We start from the raw sequence: 22379 nt of genomic DNA on the forward strand, positions 1-22379 counted from the left end.
CTTTTAGCTCGAATATTGGTAATCGCAATACCGTTATTCACTAAACGTTTGCCATGTCTCAAAAGCATGTGCGTGATACAGCTTCAACTTGGAGAATTGAGGAATAATCGCTTCACTCTGGGTTGGTCTTAAAAATACAAAATCATCGACCTGAATATCACAATCCTTCGGTACGTTGACCAACTCTTGATTACTGCTACGCCCATATAAAATATGGGTATGCGCCTGTTCAGGATAGACATAATCAGCCAACCAATAGCCACCATAAATAAATAGGGCCTTACATTTATGTGGCAATTTATCCAATAAGGACATAGATGGCAGTTGAGTAAATGGCAATATTTTTAATACAGGCGCAGCAATCCATAACGCAGGTTGTAAGGCTCTTAAAAAATCACTGTCAAAATCACTTGGTTTTAAGAGCATTGAACCAAAAGACAAATCGTTGCAGACACTTTCAGTGGTATGAAAGCTAAAGGTTGGGCTGCCGCCACCATTAAAACACAGCGCATCATGCCACAGCGTTGGGAACTGTTTTTGAATTAACTGTTGATAATGAGCATAAGTCTGTTGCGAGCTTTGATAAGCCAGTTCAGGTTTTTTAATGATGGCTGGAATTTTGGTGACATGTGCATCATAGCCCATCAAACCAGAGAGTTTTAAATACTGTGGATATTGCTGAATCAGCTTTAAGATTTCGGTCAGCTGTTGTGTTGATTGTACTCCACCACGGTGTAAACCCACATCAATCTCAATATTCACCTTTAGACAGAGCGAATAGGTCTGGGCAATCTCCAGATATTGTTGCAAGCGTTGCTTGGCATCAATCAGCCACTGAATTTTGGCATTCGACCATTCTGCATACTGATCAAAAAAATGACGTACTGCTTGGGCAGGCATCGGCTTACCCAACAGAATATCCGCTTCGGCAAAATTTTCTAGGATCGAAACAATATGCGGTTGATGAAATACCATAAAGCGTTGCGTATTGATCTGTTCAGATAACAACTTAAGTAGGTCTAGGCTTGCTAATGATTTCACCACCAAGCGTGCTTTTAAATGTTTGGCATGAGCAAGACGAATCTGAACATGTTGAATATTTTGTGTTAACGCTGCTTCATCGATGATCAGTTGCGGAGTCGCAATCCCCTGCTTTTTTAGGTCGAGATTGAGTTGTTTAAAATAATGATCCAACATGGCTATACCTTTCTCAATAAATTAAATAAACATTTAAGTCGAACCCAAGTTAAAACTAACCTAAAAACAGCTTTTCCAGATAGGGATTTAAAAACTTAGCTTCTGGGTCAAGCTGCTGACGTAAAACCATAAAATCATCCCACTTTGGATATAAAGCCCGAAGCTGTGTGCTGGTCATATGATGCATTTTACCCCAATGCGGACGCCCTCGATATTTCTGCAAAATGGGCTCAACCACATCAAAAATCAAACGTGGATCTTGTTTATGGTATTGATGCACCGAGATCGAAATGGAATCCTGCTGATAAAACGGACTGAGCCAAATATCATCCCCCTTCACAAAGCGAAATTCGAGCGGAAAAAAGGTGGCAACTTTATACTTTCTTAAGGCATGCAACACTTCATCCAAACATTCAACTCCACGATCCACAGCAATCTGATATTCCATTTCATTGAATTTGGTATTACGCGGCGTTGGAAATATCTTACTTGACCAATCAACATAGGTGGTTGGTTTGACAAAGATACCTAACAGCTTCTGTAAATAAGGATTCAACGAAGGAAAGTTTTTGGTCAGTTCAGAGCATAAGGTCAGTAAAATATCATCCGATGGAAAATTTTCCTTACGCGGCAAAACCGCTTCATCGGTCTCATCCAAGGTTTTCAGCATCAACTGCTTTTCATGGGAAAACACAAAGCACTCAATATGTCGATGCTGATGTTTCCATTGCTGAATATGCTGCATCATGTCTTCGACTGGACAAAGTTCAATGTGTTCTTTGAGTTTATAGCGCGGGCGATTCTGCATGGTGATCTGAGTCAAGATGCCTAAACTACCCAAAGAAACTCGCCCTGCGGCAAAGATTTCAGGATGTTCTGTGCGGCTGCATTTTAGGATTTCACCCGAAGCCGTCAACAACTCAAAAGCGTCAACATAGGCCGAAATACAATGCAAATCTGCTCCTGTCCCATGTGTGCCCGTAGAGACAGCACCCGCCAAACTTTGCTGATCAATATCGCCTTGATTCATCAACGCCTGATTAATCGATTGCTGTTGTAAATGTTGATCTAGGTCATATAAACGTGTGCCTGCATAAATACTGCTCTGACATCGATCAAGATCAGTCGATGCAATTCCTGCAATATGATCCAAAGACAATAAGGTGGCATCAGTACACACCAACGGCGTAAAGGAATGCCCTGCACCCACCACCCGTATTTTTTGCTGCGCTTGAACCATAGCCTGTAGTTCTTGAATATTAGCAGGCTGTAAAACCTGTTGCGGTTTGGATTGTTGAAAGCCAGACCAGTTCGACCAGATGCCTTGTGTTAAATCACTCATACTGCCTCTCCTTAGCTAACGGCCGTTTTTAAATTGCCATGATTAGTGCGTTTTGCGAGTTCGTTTTCTGGAATCGGCTGTGGTCGTGTCATTTCATCGTAATGACGTTTATTTTTCTCTAATAACAATTGTTCTGCTAAGCCTTTGAATTTGCTCTGACAGGCTGCCAATGTCCATTGACCGAATAAGGTATGCCCACCTTCATACGCCTGTACTTGATATTCTTCATAGGTGGTGACATAACCCATATAATCATTGCAGTACGATGCTAACCAAACGCTTTCAATCGAAGCTTGTGCGGCAAGCGTCTGTTTAACCGTATCAACCACACGCTGTCCTGCGATGGAAGTAAATTCTCCTGGACAGCAAATCAAAGCCAATTGACCTAATCGCACAATTTGTAAGGGAACCACACTCGGGACTAAAGGACTCTGCTGAATCGCCCCAGCTTTCACTTGTCGGTTCATTTCTGCAATCAACGGATCAAGAAAACTCGGTGGAAAACCAATCGGTTGGCCTAAAATCTTTTTAGCACCCGCTTCCAGTAAAATCTGTTTCGGCCCTTGAGAGGCATACAACTGCTGATAGTCTGCAAAATCAGCTGCTTTTGGGTGCTTGTTTTTTTGTTTGCGAAATTGATCCGCTAAAAATTGCATCCCCATAATTAAGGGTTTGGGTGCACCTAAACCATCGACAGGCGTGCCTGCAAAAAATGCGGTGCCATGACAAGGCTGACTGGTCTTGGCATGCTTTTGCCCAGCTGCGAACTCATCTGGAATCTCAATATTACTCAGATCAACATAGGACAAAACTGCATCGATCTTGCCTTCGACTTTATGTAATTTTTTAGGAATATTTGACTGTAAAGCCGTCAAAGCCAGTTCACTTTGATAGCGTCCATTTTGTTGCGCGTATTGATATTCCTGCTCGCCTTTAATCTTATTGCGAATCTTCAGCTGATCTTTGCCATGAAAATGCGGTGATACGTCCCCTGCAGTTGCTTGAGCAAAAATCGTGACTGGATTTTGAATCCCTTGCTCAGTTAAAGCCTGCTCAGAGAATGCGGCTGCATAGCCTTTATTATCACCATCATAGGCGTTTAAAGAATTTCCCAAACAGGTTGCATGTACCCCAAATAAGGAAATAAAGGACTGTAGTTTTTGCTCACGATAGAAACCGATCAACTGCATTTCTCGGTTCAAGGCTAAATGCGTTTCAGCTTCGGTACGTGGCAGAACCTCTGGATTACGATTATAGGCTTTGATTGAACGATTCCATGCGACAGGTGTCTGTTCTGGAAAATGTTGAACCCCCAAGAAAATCTCGGTGTCTTGTTCAGACGCAATCGCATTTTGAATACTCAGTACAATCGCCTCAACAATCGCCTTTAAATGTTCAGGCACAAAACCAGGGGTTGGCATATTATACAAAGCTTCATAACCACAACCACCAGGCCCAGAGTGGGTATGGGTTGCCATGAGGACCAATTGATTTTCATCAAATTGTGAATCTAGAATTTGTGTGAGTCGCGCTACTGTTTGACTACGTATGGCATGGGTAATACAGCCTACGTCCAGACAACAGATGACTAATCGGTTATGTTGTTGATCGACAATACTCACGCTACGTGCAAATAAAGCTGTGCGCTGTTCATAGGCCCGATGTGACCATTGCCCATAACCAAACATGGCATAGCCTTTCGGTGTGATTTTGATTTGCTGCTTGTCCCAACCCACCTGATACATCACGATTTCCTTTCAATTCTTTTTCTAACTGTGTTAAAGCATGTTGAAAGTTAATCAAAATTATGCGATACCCAACAGGGTTAAAGACACTTTTCTTTGGGGGGCAAAACGGACTTATGCCTATACGTAGCGGCGATAAAAATGAACAACAGCAATTTATTCCACCCACCATTCTGGCGAGCCTGATCCATTATGCAGAGCAGCAACAGTGGGATTATGCTGCATGGTTTGAGAATTCAGGTTTAGACACTGCACAAATACAGCAAACCCAAGGTGTGGTTCGTTTTAGCCAACTCTGTGATGTTGTTCGTCAAGCCATGACCACCTATCAACAACCTAACCTAGGCTTAAAGCTTGGCAGTAGCGAAGGTCTGATTTCGATGGGGATTTTGGGCTTTGCCATGCAATCGTGTAAAACGGTTGCAGATGCTTTAGACATTGCACTGCGCTACCATCGGATTTCTGGCAGTGTCTTGAATATCGACTTTTCTATCCACGCTGATCTTTGTGAATTGGAAGTCACCGAACCTTATCCCTGCAATGAACTCAAAGCCTTTTTCTATGATGAATTATTCAGCAGCATCATCACCTGTTTAAACGCCATGTTGGGCGATCATGATGATGTGATCAGTCTTGAGCTCAGCTATCTACCAAGCGAATATCAACAACAATATAGCGAACTTTTTGGCTGCCCGATCCAGTTTAACCGTGATAAAAATATCATGCACTTTAGCAGCAGCCTGTTACAACGCAGCTTAAAAAATTATAGCCCTGCCAACTACGCAACTGCTATCCAAATCTGTGAACAGTCCTTAAAAGAAATCGACCAGCTCAATCAAGTCGGCTATGTACATTTACTCGATCATTTGATTGAACAGCACTTACCTGAACGCTTTGAGATGCAACACGCTGCCGAACAACTACACATCAGCGAACGCCATTTAAGGCGGCAATTATTATCAGAGGGCTTAAGTTTTCAACAAATCCGTCAAAATGTACTGGAACGCAAGGCCAAGCAACTTATTGAACAGAACCTATCCATGAGTGAGATTAGCCTGCAACTAGGCTTTAGCGAATTACGTGAATTCCGACGTGCCTTTAAACGTTGGACTGGGCAAGCACCTTCGGTTTATAAACAAGAGATCATTTTACTTAATGCCTAGGAATCAAACGGTCTAGAAATTTCCAAGCACAGATGCAGATAAAACCGGACCGTAAATGCTTTTTCTTGTAATTTTAAATTCTCGCAAAAATTCACTACCGCGCTCGGCGGCATGGATGCCGCCAGTTTGGCTGTGATACAAGGAAGTATCATCAGCCAAACAAAGGATTTTTGTTACTTTTCATCCCTGAAAAGTAAGAGAGGAAGCCAAGGCAAATTCCGAAATAAGGTAATATCTCAGTAAGATTCCACAGAAACTATCGAACCGTAAAATAAAAAAGCTCAGGATTTACCCAAGCTTTCAAATCTAAATAAAGCCTTAACTTGCCGCTTGATAAAACGGTACATCACCATTAATCGTGGCACGATGCATAATTCGATGCGCATCACCATAATCAAATAAAGCCTTATGCTGCGTACAACGATTGTCCCAAATCGCTACATCACCGGCCTGCCACTGCCAACGCAAATGGAACTGCTCATTGGTGGCATGCGCAAATAAATACTGTAGCAATTCAGCGCTTTCAGTTTCATCCAGCTCATTAATACGCGTAGTAAAACCTTCACTCACAAACAAAATCGGTTGACCCGTTACCGGATGCGTTCTCACCACAGGATGAACAACAGGTGGATTGCGCTTAAAGGTTTCTTCCAGTTTTTTACGCTCAACATCATTATGCGCGAAACGCTCAATCGGGAAAGACTGACGAATGTCATGTGTTGCGGTTAAACCTTTTAACTTTTGCTGCAAGCCTTGATCCAAGGCAGCAAATGCCGCTGCCCCACTCGACCAAAGGGTATCACCACCGACAGGTGGAATCTTAATCGCTTGCAATACACAACCCAATGGCGGTTTCTGACTGAAAGTCACATCAGTGTGCCAAAGCTCATTGTCACGCAAATCCTGTTTCCAGCTATCGAGCACAATGATTTCAGGTACATTGTCTACCGATGGATAGATCGGATGAATATGCAAAGAACCAAAACCACGCGCAAGCTCGGCTTGTGCCTGAGGTGCAAGCTGCTGATTGCGGAAGAAGATCACATGATGATCCAGCAAAGCCTGTTGAATTTGTTGAGTGGTATTTTCATCAGCCGTGTTTAAGTCAACATCGTGAATAATTGCACCGATTGTTGGTTTAATAACTTCAATATTTAAGGTCATCTTCTACTACTCACACTTATAACTGTTGGCCATACCAAGGAGATAATTGCTTCTGTAACCAACGCAAAAACAATTCAAAACTAATGGCGACAATCGCAATGACAATAATGCCGAGAACCACGGTATCGGTAATCAGGAATTGTGCCGCCGACTGCACCATAAAACCAATGCCACGATCTGCTGCAACTAATTCCGACGCCACCAAAGTTGACCAGCCCACACCTAAACCAATACGAATACCCGTTAAAATATGCGGTAAGGCTGTCGGCAGAATCACATGCCAAAACACTTGTGATTGGCTTGCTCCTAAAGATAAAGCCGCACGTTCACGATTGAGCTGATGGCTGAGTACACCATGGGTACTACTGATAATCACAGGTGCAAGGATCGAAAAGAAAATCAAAAGGACTTTGGTGGTTTCACCAATCCCGAACCAGATCACCAATAGTGGCAAATAAGCCAAAGGTGGAATCGGACGCAATAACTCAACCAATGGATCAAGCACTGCACGCACCCATTTATTCAGCCCCATCCACAAACCTAAAGGCACACCAATCGCAATCGCGGCAACTAAGGCGAATAAGACACGGGAAATACTTGCTGCCAAATGCTGCCATAAGGTGGCTTTCATAAAACCTTGCTGACTGACTTCAAGGAACTTCTGCCATACTGCTTGAGGGCTCGGCAAAAATAGACTTGGGACAATTTTTAATGCCGTGATCAAATACCAGATCACCAATACAGTCAAGACACTGGAAAGGCTGAGCGCTAAACTACGATGGCGAGCAATCAATGCACCTAATGTATTCAAAATCGAACCAGATTGTGCTTGATTCGTCGATTGCAGTTCCTCGGCCTTACTCACTTCATAAGCTGTATTTTTTGCTTGCCCTGTCATACAGCCACCTCATGCCCTGCTTGTTTCTGCACACGCAGACGTTCAAACAATTGCTCGCGTAATTGGATAAATTTCGGATCAGACTTAATCACACGAATCGATTCACCTTGCTTATAACGCGCTGCAAAATCCAGCTTTAAAGTTTCGACGATTTTTCCTGGGCGAGCTGTCATCAACACCAATTGATTACTCAGCAATAGTGCTTCTTCAATGTCATGGGTAATCAGGAAGAACGATTTATTTTGTTCAATCCATAAGTCCAGCACCAACTGCTGCATGGTTTCACGAGTAAAAGCATCAAGTGCAGCAAAAGGCTCATCCAATAAAATGAATGCAGCATGGCTGATCAAAGCACGTGCGATCCCAACCCGTTGTTTCATACCACCTGACAATTCCCAAATATTGGCTTTAGCCACATGACTCAAGCCGACAATTTTAAGAATTGCATCGACTTGCTGTTGAATTTCTTGCGCTTTTAAACCTTTGAGCTGCAAAGCAAAACCGATATTTTCAGAGACATTTAACCAAGGTAATAGCGCATGATCCTGAAATACCACCGCACGGCGTGCATCTGGCGCAGTCACCACTTCATGATCCAGTGTAATCTGCCCCGAACTTGGCTTTTGAAAACCCGCCAAAATATTCAGTAATGTTGTTTTACCACAACCAGACTCACCCAAAATCACAGTCAAAGTGCCTTCTTCAATCTTCAGATTGATATCTTGTAATACAGGCACTGTCTGTTTTGGAAAAGTTAAATGAAGATGCTCGGCAGCTAATACGCTCATTTAGATCTCCTATGGCTGTAAGAATTGGGTGGTGACATTCGCTTGATAATCAGGTTTGACTTGATCCACCTTGCCTTGGCTTTTGAGGAAGGTTGCGGTATCGAAAATATTTTTGGCGAACTCACCCGCTAAAGTCGCGTGTTGTTGCTGACCATTCAGATAAATATTGCCTGACAACAGTAAAGGAATATCTTTCACATCAGAGCCTGTCAGCTGAGCAATTTTCTGGATATTGTCCGCATTTTGTTCAAATGCTTTCGGATCTTGCTGATACGCTTCAACTTGTTTCAAGCTGGTTTTTACGAATGCTTTTAAGAACTCTGGATTTTTTTCAGCGAAATCTTTACGAACTACCCATAAATCATAGGTTGGTGCGCCCCACTCGCCGACTTGTTTCGAATCGGTTAAGACATGACCACTGGCTTTGACTTTACTTAATGCAGGTTCCCAAACATAAGTTGCATCGATATCACCACGTTCCCAAGCTGCTGTGATTTCTGGTGGACGTAAGTTAATAATCTTGACTTGATTATCCGCAATATTCCAATGCTTGAGCGCTGACAATAAGCTGTAATGCGTGGTTGAAACGAATGGTACGGCAATGGTTTTGCCAATCAAATCTTGCGGATTTTGAATACCTGATTTGTTACTCACCACCAATGCCTCTGAACCGCCTAATTTAGCTGTCACTAGAAAGACTTCAATCGGTAAATCACGACTTGCAGCAGCAGCTAGAGGGCTAGAACCGATATTGCCGATCACCACATCACCCGAAGCCAATGCATTGACCACATCTGAACCTGCATCAAATTTACGCCATTGAATTGCTTGATTACTATCACGTTCATAATCACCATTGGCTTGTGCAACCTTGGTTGGATCCACACCAGTCTGATAGGCAATCACCACTGCCTTGTTGTTTTTAGACTGAGCTGGTGCAGCATCTTTTTGATTTTGATAGATAATAAAAGCAACAATCGCCACAAGGACGATCGCTGTAACAATTAGCGGCTTAGCGTTCTTGATGCCCATAATTAGATGATCTTTCAACAATATAGGCTTATGGTATGCGGCATGCTTTATGATTAAAAATAAGAAAAAGTGAGTTGCTTATTCTTTTATGAGATAAGAATAAGACTTAGGCAATTTTTGCTGTTTTTATATTCAATTGATTTACTTTTAGTGTTGTTGCATTTAATTTCCCAACCAAGCCTTTTAAATATTTATCCCTTTGATTAATTGAAAAGTAAAATATTTAATCCTGATAATTTCATCTTTAAATCAAATAAGCACATTCATTTTAAAATACAGTTTCAAACTATATTCCTAATAAGTTAATAAAAACCTATTATTTATCAAAAATAGATATATAAATAAATTTTGCTTATTTTCCTGAATATAAAAACAGCCCTAAGATAAAAACATCATCCCGCTGATGTATGAAAGGTTATAAAAATGAATGCTCAATTTGATTCTACTGATATAGCAGAATCGACATCTACGATTCACGGTTTATCTAAAAATCCACAAGATATCTTAGTACGTGCGCAACATTACGCTGAAGAAAATGAACTCGATTTCACTGGCAGCGTCCCTCCTACTGAAGCTTGGTATTTAGTTGAACAAGGCCATGCGGTATTGGTCGATGTCCGTACCAATGAAGAACGTAAATTTGTTGGCTATGTCCCTGAAAGTATCCACGTCGCTTGGGCAACTGGCACATCATTTAACCGAAACCCACGCTTTCTGAAAGAACTGGATAGCAAAGTTGGCAAAGATAAAACCATTCTGCTGCTCTGCCGTAGTGGTAAACGCTCTGCTTTAGCGGCAACGGCAGCATTTAGTGCGGGTTTTGCTCAGGTTTATAACGTGCTGGAAGGTTTTGAAGGTGACTTAAACGAGCAACAACAACGTAATCAAAGCAATGGCTGGCGTACACATCAGTTACCTTGGTTACAAGACTAATGCTGCTTTTTTAAGCAATTATTTTACGATTTATTTAAGATCTCGTTTTGCAAGGAACTCGTGTGAGCCAATGGAAAATACAGCCTGTCGTCGAAGGCCTACAACAAGCACGACATGAATGGCGGGAGCGTCAACATCGCATCAAAGAGTTTGGTGGACGTGAACTCCCATCTAAGGATGCGCTGAAGTCAATTTTAGATGATCTGTGTGGAATCTTATTTCCAATGCGACTCGGGCCGAGCGATCTACGCCAAGAAACTGAGGATTACTATATTGCCTACACGCTTGACCGTGTCTTGAATGAACTATTTTCACAGGTCAAGTTGGCTTTAAATTACGAAGCCAAAAGTCGAGTCAAACCGATTCCTGTTTCAAGCAATGAACGTCTACTGTATGAACAGCAAGTCGCTTTGGCACAGACCATCGTACAGGACTTTGCCAATACCTTGCCTGACATTCGCCGAGTATTGGATGCAGATGTCTGTGCAGCATATGAAGGTGATCCCGCAGCGCATAGCGTTGATGAAGTCCTGCTCTGCTATCCAGGTATTTTAGCGATTATTCATCATCGCGTGGCACATCAGCTTTATCACAGTGTACCGTTGCTCTCACGGATTATTTCTGAATTGGCCCATTCTGCAACGGGTATTGATATTCATCCAGGTGCGCAAATTGGGAAAGGCTTCTTTATCGATCACGGCACAGGTGTAGTGATTGGTGAAACGTCAGTGATTGGTGAATATGTCCGTATCTATCAGGCAGTGACGCTCGGTGCAAAACGGTTCGAGCTGAATGAAGATGGGGCACTGAAAAAAGATTACGCTCGTCATCCCATTGTGGAAGACCATGTGGTGATTTATGCAGGTGCAACCATTTTAGGCTGTATCACCATTGGTAAAGGCTCCATTATTGGCGGCAATGTCTGGCTCACCCATAGTGTTGCAGCAGGCAGTCAAATTTTACAGTCACCAAGTGAATCATTACACAATAGTAAAGTTTAATTTAATGAAGTATTTAACGACGTAAATAAAATGGTGTAAGAATAAACAACGTATATTCAATACTTATATTTATTTTTCATAATTATATTCTTATGAGTAATAAGCGAATAATTCACGATTATTTATCTCATAATAATATTTTTAAAAAAACTAAATAGCCTCTAGTCTAGCGAAATAAATCATTAAATATTATTGCAATAAAACCAATTTTTATTAACAAAGCCAAAGACAACAGGAAAATTGATTCATGGCAAAAACTACAGATAAAGTCCAACTTGCACTTGGTGATCATGCAGCTAGACAGCTTGCCAATGCCACCAAGACCGTTCCACAACTTTCGACCATTACCCCGCGTTGGCTCACACATTTATTGCAATGGATTCCTGTGGAAGCAGGTATTTATCGCGTTAACCGTGTCAGCAATACTGATGACATCCAAGTGGCCTGTACACAACGTGATGAGGCCACATTGCCGCAAACCTTTGTTGATTATGATGCGCAACCGCGTGAATATTTCCTCAATGGTGTTTCTACTGTTTTGGATATCCATACCCGTGTTGCTGATCTTTACAGCAGCCCACATGATCAAATCAAAGAACAATTACGCTTAACCATTGAAACCATAAAAGAACGCCAAGAAAGCGAGCTGATCAATAACCCTGAATATGGTTTATTGGCCAGTGTCGCAGATGAACAGCGTATTTCAACTTTAAATGGTCCACCAACCCCAGATGACTTTGATGATTTACTCCGTAAAGTCTGGAAAGAACCGGGGTTCTTCTTGGCACATCCAGATGCGATTGCTGCATTCGGTCGTGAATGTACCCGTCGTGGCGTGCCACCACCAACCGTCAGTTTATTCGGTTCGCAGTTCATCACATGGCGTGGTGTCCCATTGATTCCATCAAATAAGATTCCAGTGGAAGATGGTAAAACCAAAATCTTGCTACTCCGTGTGGGTGAAAAACGCCAAGGTGTTGTGGGCTTGTTCCAACCGGGCTTGGCTGGCGAGCAGTCCCCAGGGCTTTCCGTACGCTTTATGGGCATCAATCGCAATGCAATTGCGTCTTATCTGATCTCACTGTACTGCTCATTGGCAGTATTGACTGAGGATGCGTTGGCTGTGCTCGAAGATGTGGAGGTGGACAAATATCATGACTACCCAGTTAACTACAAGTAAGCTATCTTCTACAGCTACTGGGCAAGGTGGTCCAACGGGTTCTGAAGTGGTCGGTGTTAACCCACCGTCCAACTTCCCGGATGAAGCAACACTTTCAAGACTCGCCTCTGAATTTTTTGCAGCGCTGCCAAGCTCAGGCGGTGGTCATTCTTCTGGTTTGAATTTAGACTTGCCGAATGTGGGTACACCACCCCATCAACCCCAACCTGCTGAACCTTTAGCAGCGTTAAGTGGTCGTGCGCCCAATATTGCTTATGAAAAAAGTTTGAATCCAGAATATCCTGAGCATATCCCAAACTATCCCGATTATCCTGAACGTCGTGCCATTGCCTCTGCACCCGTGGTCGGTGGAGCGAACTTACCTCGACCACCGATTGAACCGAATTTTCCACAGGCGATTCATAGTGCACCGAATGTGCCTTTGGTTGAACCTTCTAGCCCATCAGCAAGTGAGGCATCACCATTTTATTTTTTAAATGATTTTGCAGCCCCCAACACTTCAAGTTCTGAATTTGATGCTGCCAGTTTTGCAACAGCACAATCATTTCAATTACCACACGGCGATGCGCTAAAAAGCTTGTTGCAGCAAGACCAACCAAGTTTAGCTCAACCTAAAAGTACCGCTTCCACAGGTTTCTATTTTTTGGATTTGCCACAAAGTAATGAGAGTTATGGCAATTATCAACCTTCACAGCCACAGTTTGTTGCCAATGCCGCTCAGCCCTTGGATATTCAAGCGATCCGTCGTGACTTCCCCATTCTGCAAGAACGCGTCAATGGTCGACCTCTGGTTTGGTTTGATAATGCAGCAACGACACAGAAACCACAAAGCGTGATTGATCGTATTGCCTATTTTTATCAGCATGAAAATTCCAATATTCATCGTGCTGCACATGAATTAGCAGCACGTGCAACCGATGCCTATGAACATGCACGTAATGTGGTGGCTCGTTTTATTGGGGCAAAATCATCCAAGGAAATCATTTTTGTTCGTGGCACCACTGAAGGCATTAATCTGATTGCCAAGACGTGGGGCGAACAAAATATTGCTGAAGGTGATGAAATCATCGTGTCTCATCTGGAGCATCACGCCAACATCGTACCTTGGTTTCAACTCACCAAAAAAATCGGTGCCAAACTCCGTGTCATTCCAGTGGATGATACTGGCCAAATCATTTTGGAAGAACTGCCAAAACTGATCAATGAACGCACCAAACTGATCTCTATTACCCAAGTGTCCAACGCCTTAGGTACGGTAACACCTGTCGCTGAGGTCATCAAAATCGCGCATGCTAAAGGTGTGCGGGTCTTGGTCGATGGTGCTCAATCGGTTTCGCATATGCCAACCGATGTTCAAGCGATTGATGCCGACTTCTTTGTATTCTCAGGGCATAAAGTGTTTGGACCGACAGGCATTGGTGCAGTCTATGCCAAGCCTGAAATTCTAGAGACGATGCCAGTCTGGGAAGGCGGTGGCAATATGATTCAAGACGTGACTTTTGAACAAGTGGTTTATCAACCTGCTCCAAATAAGTTTGAAGCTGGCACGGGTAATATTGCTGATGCAGTCGGTTTAGGTGCTGCGCTGGAGTATGTGGAACGCCTCGGCATTCATAATATTGCCCGTTATGAACATGACTTACTGGAATATGGTCAACATGCATTGAGTACTGTTTCAGGTTTGAGACCAATTGGTACAGCCAGAAATAAAGCCAGTGTGATGTCCTTTACTCTTGCAGGTTATTCGACCGAGCAAGTAGGTAAGGCACTGAATCAACATGGCATTGCGGTGCGTTCAGGACATCATTGTGCTCAGCCGATCTTGCGTCGTTTTGGTGTAGAACAAACTGTGCGTCCTTCTTTAGCGTTTTATAACACCACGGAAGAAATTGATTTGCTGGTGTCAGTCTTACATCAACTGACCAGAAACAAACGCAGTGCTTAACCCCTCTCCAATAAAAAAGACTGCCTGAGTGCAGTCTTTTTTATGTTCAGGCAAAGGCAACGCTCCAGATCAACCGTATTGCAACTGCACTCAAGATAACCCCCATCACTCGTTCGAAATACACGCCAAACTCTAAAAAGCGTTTCCGTACAACAGGCTGAGCAAACATAATGCTGACCAAAATAAACCACACAGCATTGACTAGACACATCCAGACGCCATAACCAATTTGAACTTTTAACGGTGTGGTCGGACTGACAATGGTGGTAAAAATTGCCAAAAAGAAAACGGTCGCTTTCGGATTTAACGCGTTGGTCAAAAAGCCCATATTAAAGGCTTGGATCAAGCTCGGTTTGCCCAGCGCTTCCCCTGCCAAAATATCCAGATTGGCATTCGGTTGACTACGTAAACATTGCCAGCCCAAATAAATCAAATAAGCCGCGCCTGCAACACGTAATAACGACATTAACCAGACACTTTGCTGGATCAGCACGCCAACCCCCACCAAGGTATAAAACACATGTACCGAAATGCCGACACCAATGCCGATTGCAGTGATACAGCCAATTAAATAACCATATCGTACACTTTGTCGTACTGTAATAATAAAATCAGGACCCGGTAAAACGACTGCCATAAAATGGATCAATGCCAAGGCCAGAAACTCATGTCCATACAACTGCCACATTTGATTTATCTCCATCATGACTACAGGAAAAAAGATTGTATTGCGATTTTTAAAGCGCGATAATCCAATCAAAATCCAAATAACTTTTGCTTCATGAGCACAAATCAAAGTCTGATTCTGTTAAATGAAATGGCAACTTTTGTCAAAGTTGTCGAAACGGAAAGCTTTTCTGAAACTGCACGTCAGCTCGGTTCAACCCCGTCTGCCGTGAGCCGCGCCATTGCCCGTTTAGAACGAGCTTTAGGTACACGCTTATTGCATCGCACCACACGTAAACTGCGCTTAAGTGAAAGCGGTCAACAGGTGTATGAACGCTGTGTCGACATGGTCAATGCGGCACAGGCAGTAATGGAAAGCTCAGGTCAGTTTCATATTGAACCACAGGGCATTATTCGGATCAGTGTGCCCAAAGCCGTTGGGCATTTTATGCTGCACCCACATTTGCCTGAATTCCTGGCACTATATCCAAAAATTGATATTCAATTGCTATTGGAAGACCGTTACATTGACTTGATTGATGATGGTGTCGATCTGGCGATTCGTATTACCGAACAGCCGCCAGGTGGCTTGATGGGACGAAAACTGATTGATATTGATCATTTAATTTGTGCTACGCCAGAATATTTACAGCGACATGGCACACCGCAACATCCACATGATTTAAAGCAGCATCAATGTATTTATTTGGGTGAACAGCCCAATGATTCGAAGTGGAAATTCCAGCAGGAACAGAAATCGATTACGGTGCCAGTCCGTGGTCGTTATGCAGCCAATCACACTGGCGTGCGTCTCAGTGCCGCTTTACAACACTTAGGCATTGCCAGTTTGCCTTACTTCGTGGCACGCCATGCCTTAGAACAAGGGAGTTTGGTTCAGGTTTTACCTGATTGGCATTTTAAGACCCATTACAGTGGTGGCGCATGGTTGCTCTATCCGCCTACCCGTCATGTTCCACCTAAATTGAGTGTGTTCATTCAATATTTGGCAGAAAAATTAGCCGCAGAACCGGTCTTATTTCCGCAAAACACCTCAAGTTAAAACGATCACTTTCATTTATAAATCTGGCGATAATAGCAAACCAAATGAAAATCAATATATCTTAAAATATTGATTTTCATTTATATATCAATAAAAATCATCCATTCTTAAAACAATAAAAAGCATCTTTATTTTCATCCTGTGCAATAGGCAATGCACAAAAACAGATATTTTTTGCTGCATAAGTTATTTTTCTTCATTTTGCATAATCGATAATCTAACAACCAAGTTGTTATAACAAGTTTAAGTTCAATGAACCAACCGATTGTGAATAAAGTAAGTGGCGAACGCCCATTGTATGATCAAGTCTATCAGGCCCTGCTTCAGCAGATCGTCGAGGGCAGCTATCAGATTCATCAGCAATTGCCATCTGAAAAAGAACTGAGTGAATTATTTAATGTCAGCCGTATCACCATTCGTCAGGCACTCAATCAACTTCAGCTCGAACACTTGGTTTACAAGATTCAAGGTAAAGGTACTTTCGTTAGCGCACCGAAAACCTTTCAGAACATTTCCCAATTACAAGGCTTTGCAGAAGCCATGACCAATATGGGACATGAGGTCTTTAACGTGGTCAAAGAGTTTCGCTTTATTCCCGCTACGCCACAAATTGCATCGAAATTAAAAGTTTCAGTGAACAGTACTGTGGTGGAAATCAAACGCATTCGCTTACTTAACCGTAAACCCGTTTCATTTGAACTCACCTATTTACCGGAAGCGATTGGACTAGCTTTGCAAGAGATCAACCTCTCCACGCGTGATGTATTTTTAGCGATTGAAGAAGATTTATCGATTGCCTTGGGACATGCAGATTTAAACATTGATGCCACCCTTGCTGACGAAGAACTCAGTGAACTGCTGCAAGTCGATATCAACGCACCACTATTAAGAGTGGAGCGACTGACTCACGATCATGCTGGACATCCGATTGACTTCGAATATCTCTACTTCTCAGGAGAGACCTTCCAATACCGTTTAAGGGTAGATCGAAAAAGAAATACCTAACGTCACCAACCTTGTGAATTAAAACGCACTCAAAAAGGCACAACATGAATACGATTACACTGGACTATGACATTGTCGTCATCGGTGGGGGGACGGCTGGCCCAATGGCAGCCATCAAAGCCAAAACAGCCAACCCCAACCTGAAAGTTTTACTGATTGAAAAAGCCAATGTGAAGCGCAGTGGCGCAATTTCAATGGGCATGGACGGCCTGAATAATGCCGTCATTCCAGGTTATGCCACGCCTGAGCAATATACCAAGGAAATTACCATTGCCAATGATGGCATTGTCAATCAAGCCACGGTCTATGCCTATGCCAAACACAGTTTCACCACCATTCAGCAACTGGATCAATGGGGCGTGAAATTTGAAAAAGATGAAACCGGTGAATATGCGGTCAAAAAAGTCCATCACATGGGTGCTTATGTGCTGCCTATGCCTGAAGGTCATGACATTAAAAAAGTACTGTATCGCCAACTGAAACGTGCTCAGGTCAAAATCAATAACCGCATTGTCACTACCCGCCTATTAAAAAATGCTGAGGGAGCCATCAACGGCGTACTGGGCTTTGACTGCCGCAATGGTGATTTCTATGTGATCAAAACCAAGGCTGCGATTTTATGTTGCGGTGCAGCAGGACGTTTGGGCTTGCCTGCATCTGGCTATCTAATGGGAACCTATGAAAACCCGACCAATGCAGGTGATGGCTATGCCATGGCTTACCATGCAGGAGCTGAACTCTCCAATCTGGAATGCTTCCAGATCAATCCGCTGATCAAAGATTATAACGGCCCGGCCTGTGCCTACGTGACCGGTCCGTTAGGTGGCTATACCGCCAACAGCAAAGGCGAACGTTTTATTGAATGTGACTACTGGTCAGGCCAAATGATGTGGGAGTTCTATCAGGAACTACAAAGTGGCAATGGCCCAGTGTTCCTGAAAATGGATCATCTAGCCGAAGAAACCATTCAAACCATTGAAGAAATTCTACATACCAATGAACGCCCAAGTCGTGGACGTTTCCATGAAGGACGTGGCACCGATTACCGACAAGATATGGTGGAAATGCAGATTTCAGAAATTGGTTTCTGTAGTGGACACAGTGCTTCTGGAGTGTGGATCAATGAAAAAGCCGAGACCTCCGTCAAAGGTCTGTATAGCGCGGGTGATATGGCAGCCGTTCCGCATAACTACATGCTCGGTGCCTTTACCTATGGCTGGTTTGCTGGGGTCAATGCTGCTGAATATGTCGTAGAACGAGCCGATTCAGAATTGAATACTGATGAAATTGAAGCTGAAAAGGCCCGTGTTTTTGCACCCTTGCACCGCCCAGAAGGACTGTCATCGGAACAAGTGGAATACAAGTTACGTCGAATGGTTAATGACTACTTACAGCCACCCAAAACCCGACAAAAAATTGAAATTGCACTGAAACGCTTTGAGGAAATCAAAGCTGATATTGAACAGATCAATGCCAGTCACCCACACGAATTAATGCGTGCCGCTGAAGTCGCTGTGATTCGGGACTGCGCCGAAATGGCAGCACGTGCCTCGCTGTTCCGTGAAGAAAGTCGTTGGGGGCTGTATCACTACCGTGCAGATTGTCCAGAAAAAAATGATCGGGACTGGTTCTGTCATACCCATCTGAAAAAAGATCAATACGGCAATATGGTCAGCTTCAAACAAGCGGTAGAGCCCTATCTGATACCAATTGAGCAAGATGAGGCCAATTCGTACAACCTATTACGGATTAATAAAAAATTAGTGGCTGAAACAGTCGAATAAGGAACATCACATGGCTTTTATTTTTAAAGAAATTGCCCACCGTACTGCCGCACCTGTGTTGGTGGATGAAGATAAATGTATTGCGGATAAAGGTTGTACCGTCTGTGTTGATGTTTGCCCAATGGACTTATTGGCGATTCATCCAGAAAGTAAAAAAGCCTATATGCAGTTTGATGAATGCTGGTATTGCATGCCATGCGAGAAAGACTGCCCGACCGATGCCATTCAAGTCAACATTCCATATTTACTTAAATGAGGGGAACAACATGAGACTCAACCACTTAGCCAAAAGCCTGATTCTAAGCAGTAGTTTACTGACGGTCCTTAACTCAGCACATGCAGAAAATATTCGGATTGCGATTGGTACTCAAGATACCACCATTAACTGTGCCACTGGGGGCTTGCTGATTCGTGAATTAAATCTACTCCCTAAATATTTGCCCAAAACAGGTAAATACAAAGATGCCAAATACGATATTGTCTGGAAAAACTTTACCTCTGGCGCGCCATTGACCAGTGAAATGGTGGCTGGTCGTTTAGATATTGGCGCAATGGCAGACTTTCCTGCGGTTAATAACAATGTCGCGTTTAAAAAGACAGGTAAAGAAAGTATTTTCCTGAGTGTGCTCTCTGGCAGTACCACTGGCAGTGGTAATGGCATCGTGGTTCCGCTGGATTCTGAGGTTAACTCGATCCAAGATTTAAAAGGAAAAACCATTTCTGTACCTTTTGCCTCAACCGCACATGGCCTGTTACTGCGTGCCGTTGCAGCCCAAGGTTGGGACCCAAAAAAGGATGTCAAAATTATTGCCCAAGCACCTGAGGTTGCAGGCCCAGCACTCAAAAGCAATAAGATTGATGCTCATGCTGACTTCGTTCCTTTTGCCGAATTATTTCCCTACCAAGGTTTTGCCCGCAAGATTTATGACGGTGCGCAGGCTAAAACCCCAACCTTTCATGGTTCTTTAGCCAGCAAATCCTATGCACAACAATATCCAGAAATTATTCAGGCCTATTTACGCGCAACAATTGAAGCCGATCAACTGATCCGTAAACAACCAGAAAAATACAGTGAACTGATCGCAGCCAAAACAGGGATCCCAGCCGAAGTGGTATATTTATTTCATGGACCTCTCGGTGTACAAACCCGTGACCTGACTTGGAAACCAGAATACAAACAAGCCACTCAAACCGCAGTCGATACTTTGAAATATCTGGGTCGTGATGATGTTGATATCAATGTCAATCAATTCATTGATGATCAATACATTAAAAAAGCCTTCCAGAGTGCAGGCTTGAATTACGCGCAACAACTCAAAAATTACGCTCAATCCCCTCTCGTTGCCAAAGATGCCCTGACGCAAAAACCGATTCAAAGTTTTGATCGCGTTACACAAATTTGGGTGAAAGGCGAAGCCCAAGTACGTAGTTATGCTACACCTGAAACTGCCTTTGCAGATTTAAATAAATTTAAGCAGAGCGGTAAAAACATCCGTGTGGTCTACAACCAAGACCGTAATTTAAAAATCAAATTACTGGCGAATCTGGCATGGTATGCCACCGATAAAAACGGTCAGATCAGTGCCTTCTTACTGCGTGGAGATGCCAACAATTGGGCCAAAACACATGGTGGCAAAGTCTATGACTTTAATAATGCCCAAAAGTTGGTGAAGTGATCAAATTCCTCCCGACCTCCCTTTAGAAAGGGAGGAGCCTCACGAATCTTAGTCAGTCTTTAGACTCGTGAAAAGTCCCCCTTTTAAAGGGGGGATTTAGGGGGATTTTGAGATTCAGGAGAAAACAATATGAATAGTTTAGCGGATACCCAACCGATTCAGTCTAAGGCAATCCGCCCTGTGCTGAAATTTTCAAAAAGTCGTATCATTTCATACAGCTTAGGTGCCGTGTCACTGGTGTTCAGTCTGGTATTTTGGCAACTGGCTTCACAGCATCATTTAAATTTAGGGCTAATCAATTTTTCCAATGTACCTTCGCCACGAGAGGTGATTCAGTCTCTACTTGCTTTTGCCGAATTAGATACCGCGCTTGCACATGTCAAAGCCAGTATTACTCGAGTTCTGATTGGCTTCTTACTCGCATCAGTAATTGGGGTTATTTTAGGATTATTGATTGGTTATTCCAAAACCTTGGCTGCACTATTGATGCCACCCCTAGAAATCTTGCGTCCGATTCCGGCCGTTGCATGGATTCCTTTAGCAATTTTAATGTTTCCATCATCAGAAGCTTCGATGATTTTCATTACCTTTTTAGGTGCACTATTTCCAATATTGCTCAATACCATTCATGGCGTTGAAGCCGTTGACCAACGTCTCATTGCATCCGCAAAAAGTCTAGGTGCAGGTCAGTTTGCCATTTTGCGCGAAGTGATTATTCCAGGCTCGTTACCCAGTATCACCACTGGCCTTGCGATTGGCATGGGCACCTGCTGGTTCTGTCTGGTTACGGCTGAAATGATTTCAGGTCAGCTCGGTATCGGCTATTTCACATGGGAGTCTTTTACCTTGCAAAACTATGCAGACATTATTGTTGGCATGCTCTTGATCGGTGCATTAGGTATGTTCAGCAGTGCTTTTCTGCGCTATTTCGGTAAAAAACTTACCCCTTGGTATCAGTTAAGGAAGGCATAACATGCATCAGTACGGTCATATTCATTTAAACAATATCAATCTTCATCTGGGTCAGGATAAACAACGCTTTCAGGCACTGGATCATGTCTCTTTTGACGTTCAGGCAGGTGAATTTGTCTGTTTACTGGGTCCTTCGGGTTGTGGCAAATCAACATTGCTCGGTGCACTGGCAGGTCATTTACCGATCAGCTCAGGCAGCATGTTGCTGGATCAAAAAGCTATAGAAAAACCTTCTTCGGATCGTGGTTTGGTATTTCAGCAACACACCCTATTTCCATGGAAAAGTGTGCTAGAGAATGTGTGCTTCGGCTTAAAAATGAAAGGAATTTCCAAGGCTAAAAGACAAGAACAAGCAGCACAAATGATTGAACTGGTCGGCTTAAAAGGTTTTGAACATAAATACCCTGCCGAACTGTCTGGTGGTATGCAACAACGGGTTGAAATTGCACGCGTGTTGATTAATCAGCCTCGTGTATTGCTGATGGATGAACCCTTTGGCGCGCTGGATGCTCAGACTCGTTTAAAGATGCAGGAACTATTGCTTGAAATCTGGCAAAGCATACAAACGTCGGTGTTGTTCATTACCCACGATATTGATGAAGCTTTATTTCTGGCGGATCGAGTCTTGATCATGAGCCATCGTCCGGGACGTATTATCGAAGAAATCAAACTGGATTTTGCACGTCCACGTCATGTTGATCTGGTGACTTCGACTGAATTTACCCAAATTAAAAAACATTGCATTCAAGTATTAAAACAGGCCACCCAAGCCGAACTGAGTCGGTTAAATCCACTCGGCTTAAATCAGAAAGCCGCTGTTTAGGAAGC

20 protein-coding genes are annotated in these 22379 nt (G+C 43.1%); 12 read left to right on the forward strand and 8 right to left on the reverse strand.

Annotation, left to right across the window (positions count from 1 at the left end):
- Positions 1–33 precede the first annotated feature (33 nt).
- From F993_RS08855 to F993_RS08845, 3 genes are read right to left on the reverse strand one after another with little or no spacing between them, the layout of a single operon-like run.
- Positions 34–1197 carry an alanine racemase gene (locus F993_RS08855; RefSeq protein WP_004654704.1) on the reverse strand — a complete coding sequence of 388 codons (1164 nt, stop codon included), beginning with the start codon at positions 1195–1197 and terminating at the stop codon, positions 34–36.
- 55 nt (positions 1198–1252) lie between these two features.
- Positions 1253–2539: a D-arabinono-1,4-lactone oxidase gene (locus F993_RS08850; RefSeq protein WP_004654705.1), complete on the reverse strand. Its 1287-nt coding sequence runs from the start codon at positions 2537–2539 to the stop codon at positions 1253–1255.
- Between the two features lie 11 nt (positions 2540–2550).
- Entirely contained in the window at positions 2551–4284 is a 1734-nt protein-coding gene (locus F993_RS08845) for a neutral/alkaline non-lysosomal ceramidase N-terminal domain-containing protein (protein WP_004654706.1), read from the reverse strand.
- 62 nt (positions 4285–4346) lie between these two features.
- On the opposite strand from F993_RS08845, the gene F993_RS08840 reads away from it, so the two are divergent.
- A complete protein-coding gene (locus F993_RS08840) occupies positions 4347–5447 on the forward strand; it encodes an AraC family transcriptional regulator (RefSeq protein WP_004654707.1) in 1101 nt (366 codons plus the stop codon).
- A 318-nt stretch (positions 5448–5765) separates the two neighbouring features.
- On the opposite strand, the gene tauD is transcribed toward F993_RS08840, so the two are convergent.
- The 4 genes from tauD to tauA are packed head-to-tail and all read right to left on the reverse strand — an operon-like array spanning position 5766 to position 9347.
- A complete protein-coding gene (tauD, locus tag F993_RS08835) occupies positions 5766–6611 on the reverse strand; it encodes a taurine dioxygenase (RefSeq protein WP_004654708.1) in 846 nt (281 codons plus the stop codon).
- A 16-nt stretch (positions 6612–6627) separates the two neighbouring features.
- The gene (gene tauC, locus F993_RS08830; protein WP_004654709.1) at positions 6628–7509 is read right to left on the reverse strand and encodes a taurine ABC transporter permease TauC; all 882 of its coding nucleotides are present in this window, start codon (positions 7507–7509) and stop codon (positions 6628–6630) included.
- On the reverse strand, positions 7506–8297 hold the full coding sequence (locus F993_RS08825) for a taurine ABC transporter ATP-binding protein (RefSeq protein ID WP_004654710.1): 792 nt from the start codon (positions 8295–8297) through the stop codon (positions 7506–7508). The genes tauC and F993_RS08825 overlap by 4 nt, the downstream gene beginning before the upstream one ends.
- Positions 8298–8306: 9 nt before the next feature.
- Positions 8307–9347 (reverse strand): taurine ABC transporter substrate-binding protein, encoded by a 1041-nt coding sequence (gene tauA, locus F993_RS08820; RefSeq protein WP_171066006.1) that lies wholly within the window; start codon positions 9345–9347, stop codon positions 8307–8309.
- Positions 9348–9752: 405 nt separating this feature from the next.
- Here tauA and F993_RS08815 point away from each other — a divergent pair, with 405 nt between their 5' ends.
- The 4 genes from F993_RS08815 (at position 9753) to F993_RS08800 (ending at position 14388) form a co-directional block, all read left to right on the forward strand.
- The gene (locus F993_RS08815) at positions 9753–10262 is read left to right on the forward strand and encodes a rhodanese-like domain-containing protein (protein WP_004654712.1); all 510 of its coding nucleotides are present in this window, start codon (positions 9753–9755) and stop codon (positions 10260–10262) included.
- A gap of 62 nt (positions 10263–10324) precedes the next feature.
- Entirely contained in the window at positions 10325–11263 is a 939-nt protein-coding gene (gene epsC, locus F993_RS08810; RefSeq protein ID WP_004654713.1) for a serine O-acetyltransferase EpsC, read from the forward strand.
- A 247-nt stretch (positions 11264–11510) separates the two neighbouring features.
- Positions 11511–12443, forward strand: a complete 933-nt coding sequence (locus F993_RS08805; RefSeq protein WP_004654714.1) for a family 2A encapsulin nanocompartment shell protein — start codon at positions 11511–11513, stop codon at positions 12441–12443.
- The gene (locus F993_RS08800; protein WP_004654715.1) at positions 12418–14388 is read left to right on the forward strand and encodes a family 2A encapsulin nanocompartment cargo protein cysteine desulfurase; all 1971 of its coding nucleotides are present in this window, start codon (positions 12418–12420) and stop codon (positions 14386–14388) included. Before F993_RS08805 ends, F993_RS08800 begins: the two co-directional genes overlap by 26 nt.
- Positions 14389–14434: 46 nt before the next feature.
- Here the strand turns inward: F993_RS08800 and F993_RS08795 are convergent, their stop codons facing one another.
- Positions 14435–15076 (reverse strand): LysE family translocator, encoded by a 642-nt coding sequence (locus tag F993_RS08795; RefSeq protein ID WP_004654716.1) that lies wholly within the window; start codon positions 15074–15076, stop codon positions 14435–14437.
- Between the two features lie 93 nt (positions 15077–15169).
- Here F993_RS08795 and F993_RS08790 point away from each other — a divergent pair, with 93 nt between their 5' ends.
- From F993_RS08790 to F993_RS08760, 7 genes are all read left to right on the forward strand, one after another.
- A complete protein-coding gene (locus F993_RS08790; RefSeq protein ID WP_004654717.1) occupies positions 15170–16114 on the forward strand; it encodes a LysR family transcriptional regulator in 945 nt (314 codons plus the stop codon).
- Between the two features lie 252 nt (positions 16115–16366).
- The gene (locus F993_RS08785) at positions 16367–17119 is read left to right on the forward strand and encodes a GntR family transcriptional regulator (protein ID WP_004654718.1); all 753 of its coding nucleotides are present in this window, start codon (positions 16367–16369) and stop codon (positions 17117–17119) included.
- 44 nt (positions 17120–17163) lie between these two features.
- Positions 17164–18903 (forward strand): fumarate reductase/succinate dehydrogenase flavoprotein subunit, encoded by a 1740-nt coding sequence (locus F993_RS08780; protein ID WP_004654719.1) that lies wholly within the window; start codon positions 17164–17166, stop codon positions 18901–18903.
- A gap of 10 nt (positions 18904–18913) precedes the next feature.
- Positions 18914–19159, forward strand: a complete 246-nt coding sequence (locus F993_RS08775) for a 4Fe-4S dicluster domain-containing protein (RefSeq protein ID WP_004654721.1) — start codon at positions 18914–18916, stop codon at positions 19157–19159.
- Positions 19160–19169: 10 nt separating this feature from the next.
- Entirely contained in the window at positions 19170–20579 is a 1410-nt protein-coding gene (locus F993_RS08770; protein WP_004654723.1) for an ABC transporter substrate-binding protein, read from the forward strand.
- 129 nt (positions 20580–20708) lie between these two features.
- Entirely contained in the window at positions 20709–21551 is an 843-nt protein-coding gene (locus F993_RS08765; protein ID WP_004654725.1) for an ABC transporter permease, read from the forward strand.
- A gap of 1 nt (position 21552) precedes the next feature.
- A complete protein-coding gene (locus tag F993_RS08760; RefSeq protein ID WP_004654727.1) occupies positions 21553–22374 on the forward strand; it encodes an ABC transporter ATP-binding protein in 822 nt (273 codons plus the stop codon).
- The last annotated feature ends 5 nt before the right edge of the window (positions 22375–22379 follow it).

Source organism: Acinetobacter proteolyticus (assembly GCF_000367945.1).
Classification (GTDB): Bacteria; Pseudomonadota; Gammaproteobacteria; order Pseudomonadales; family Moraxellaceae; genus Acinetobacter; species Acinetobacter proteolyticus.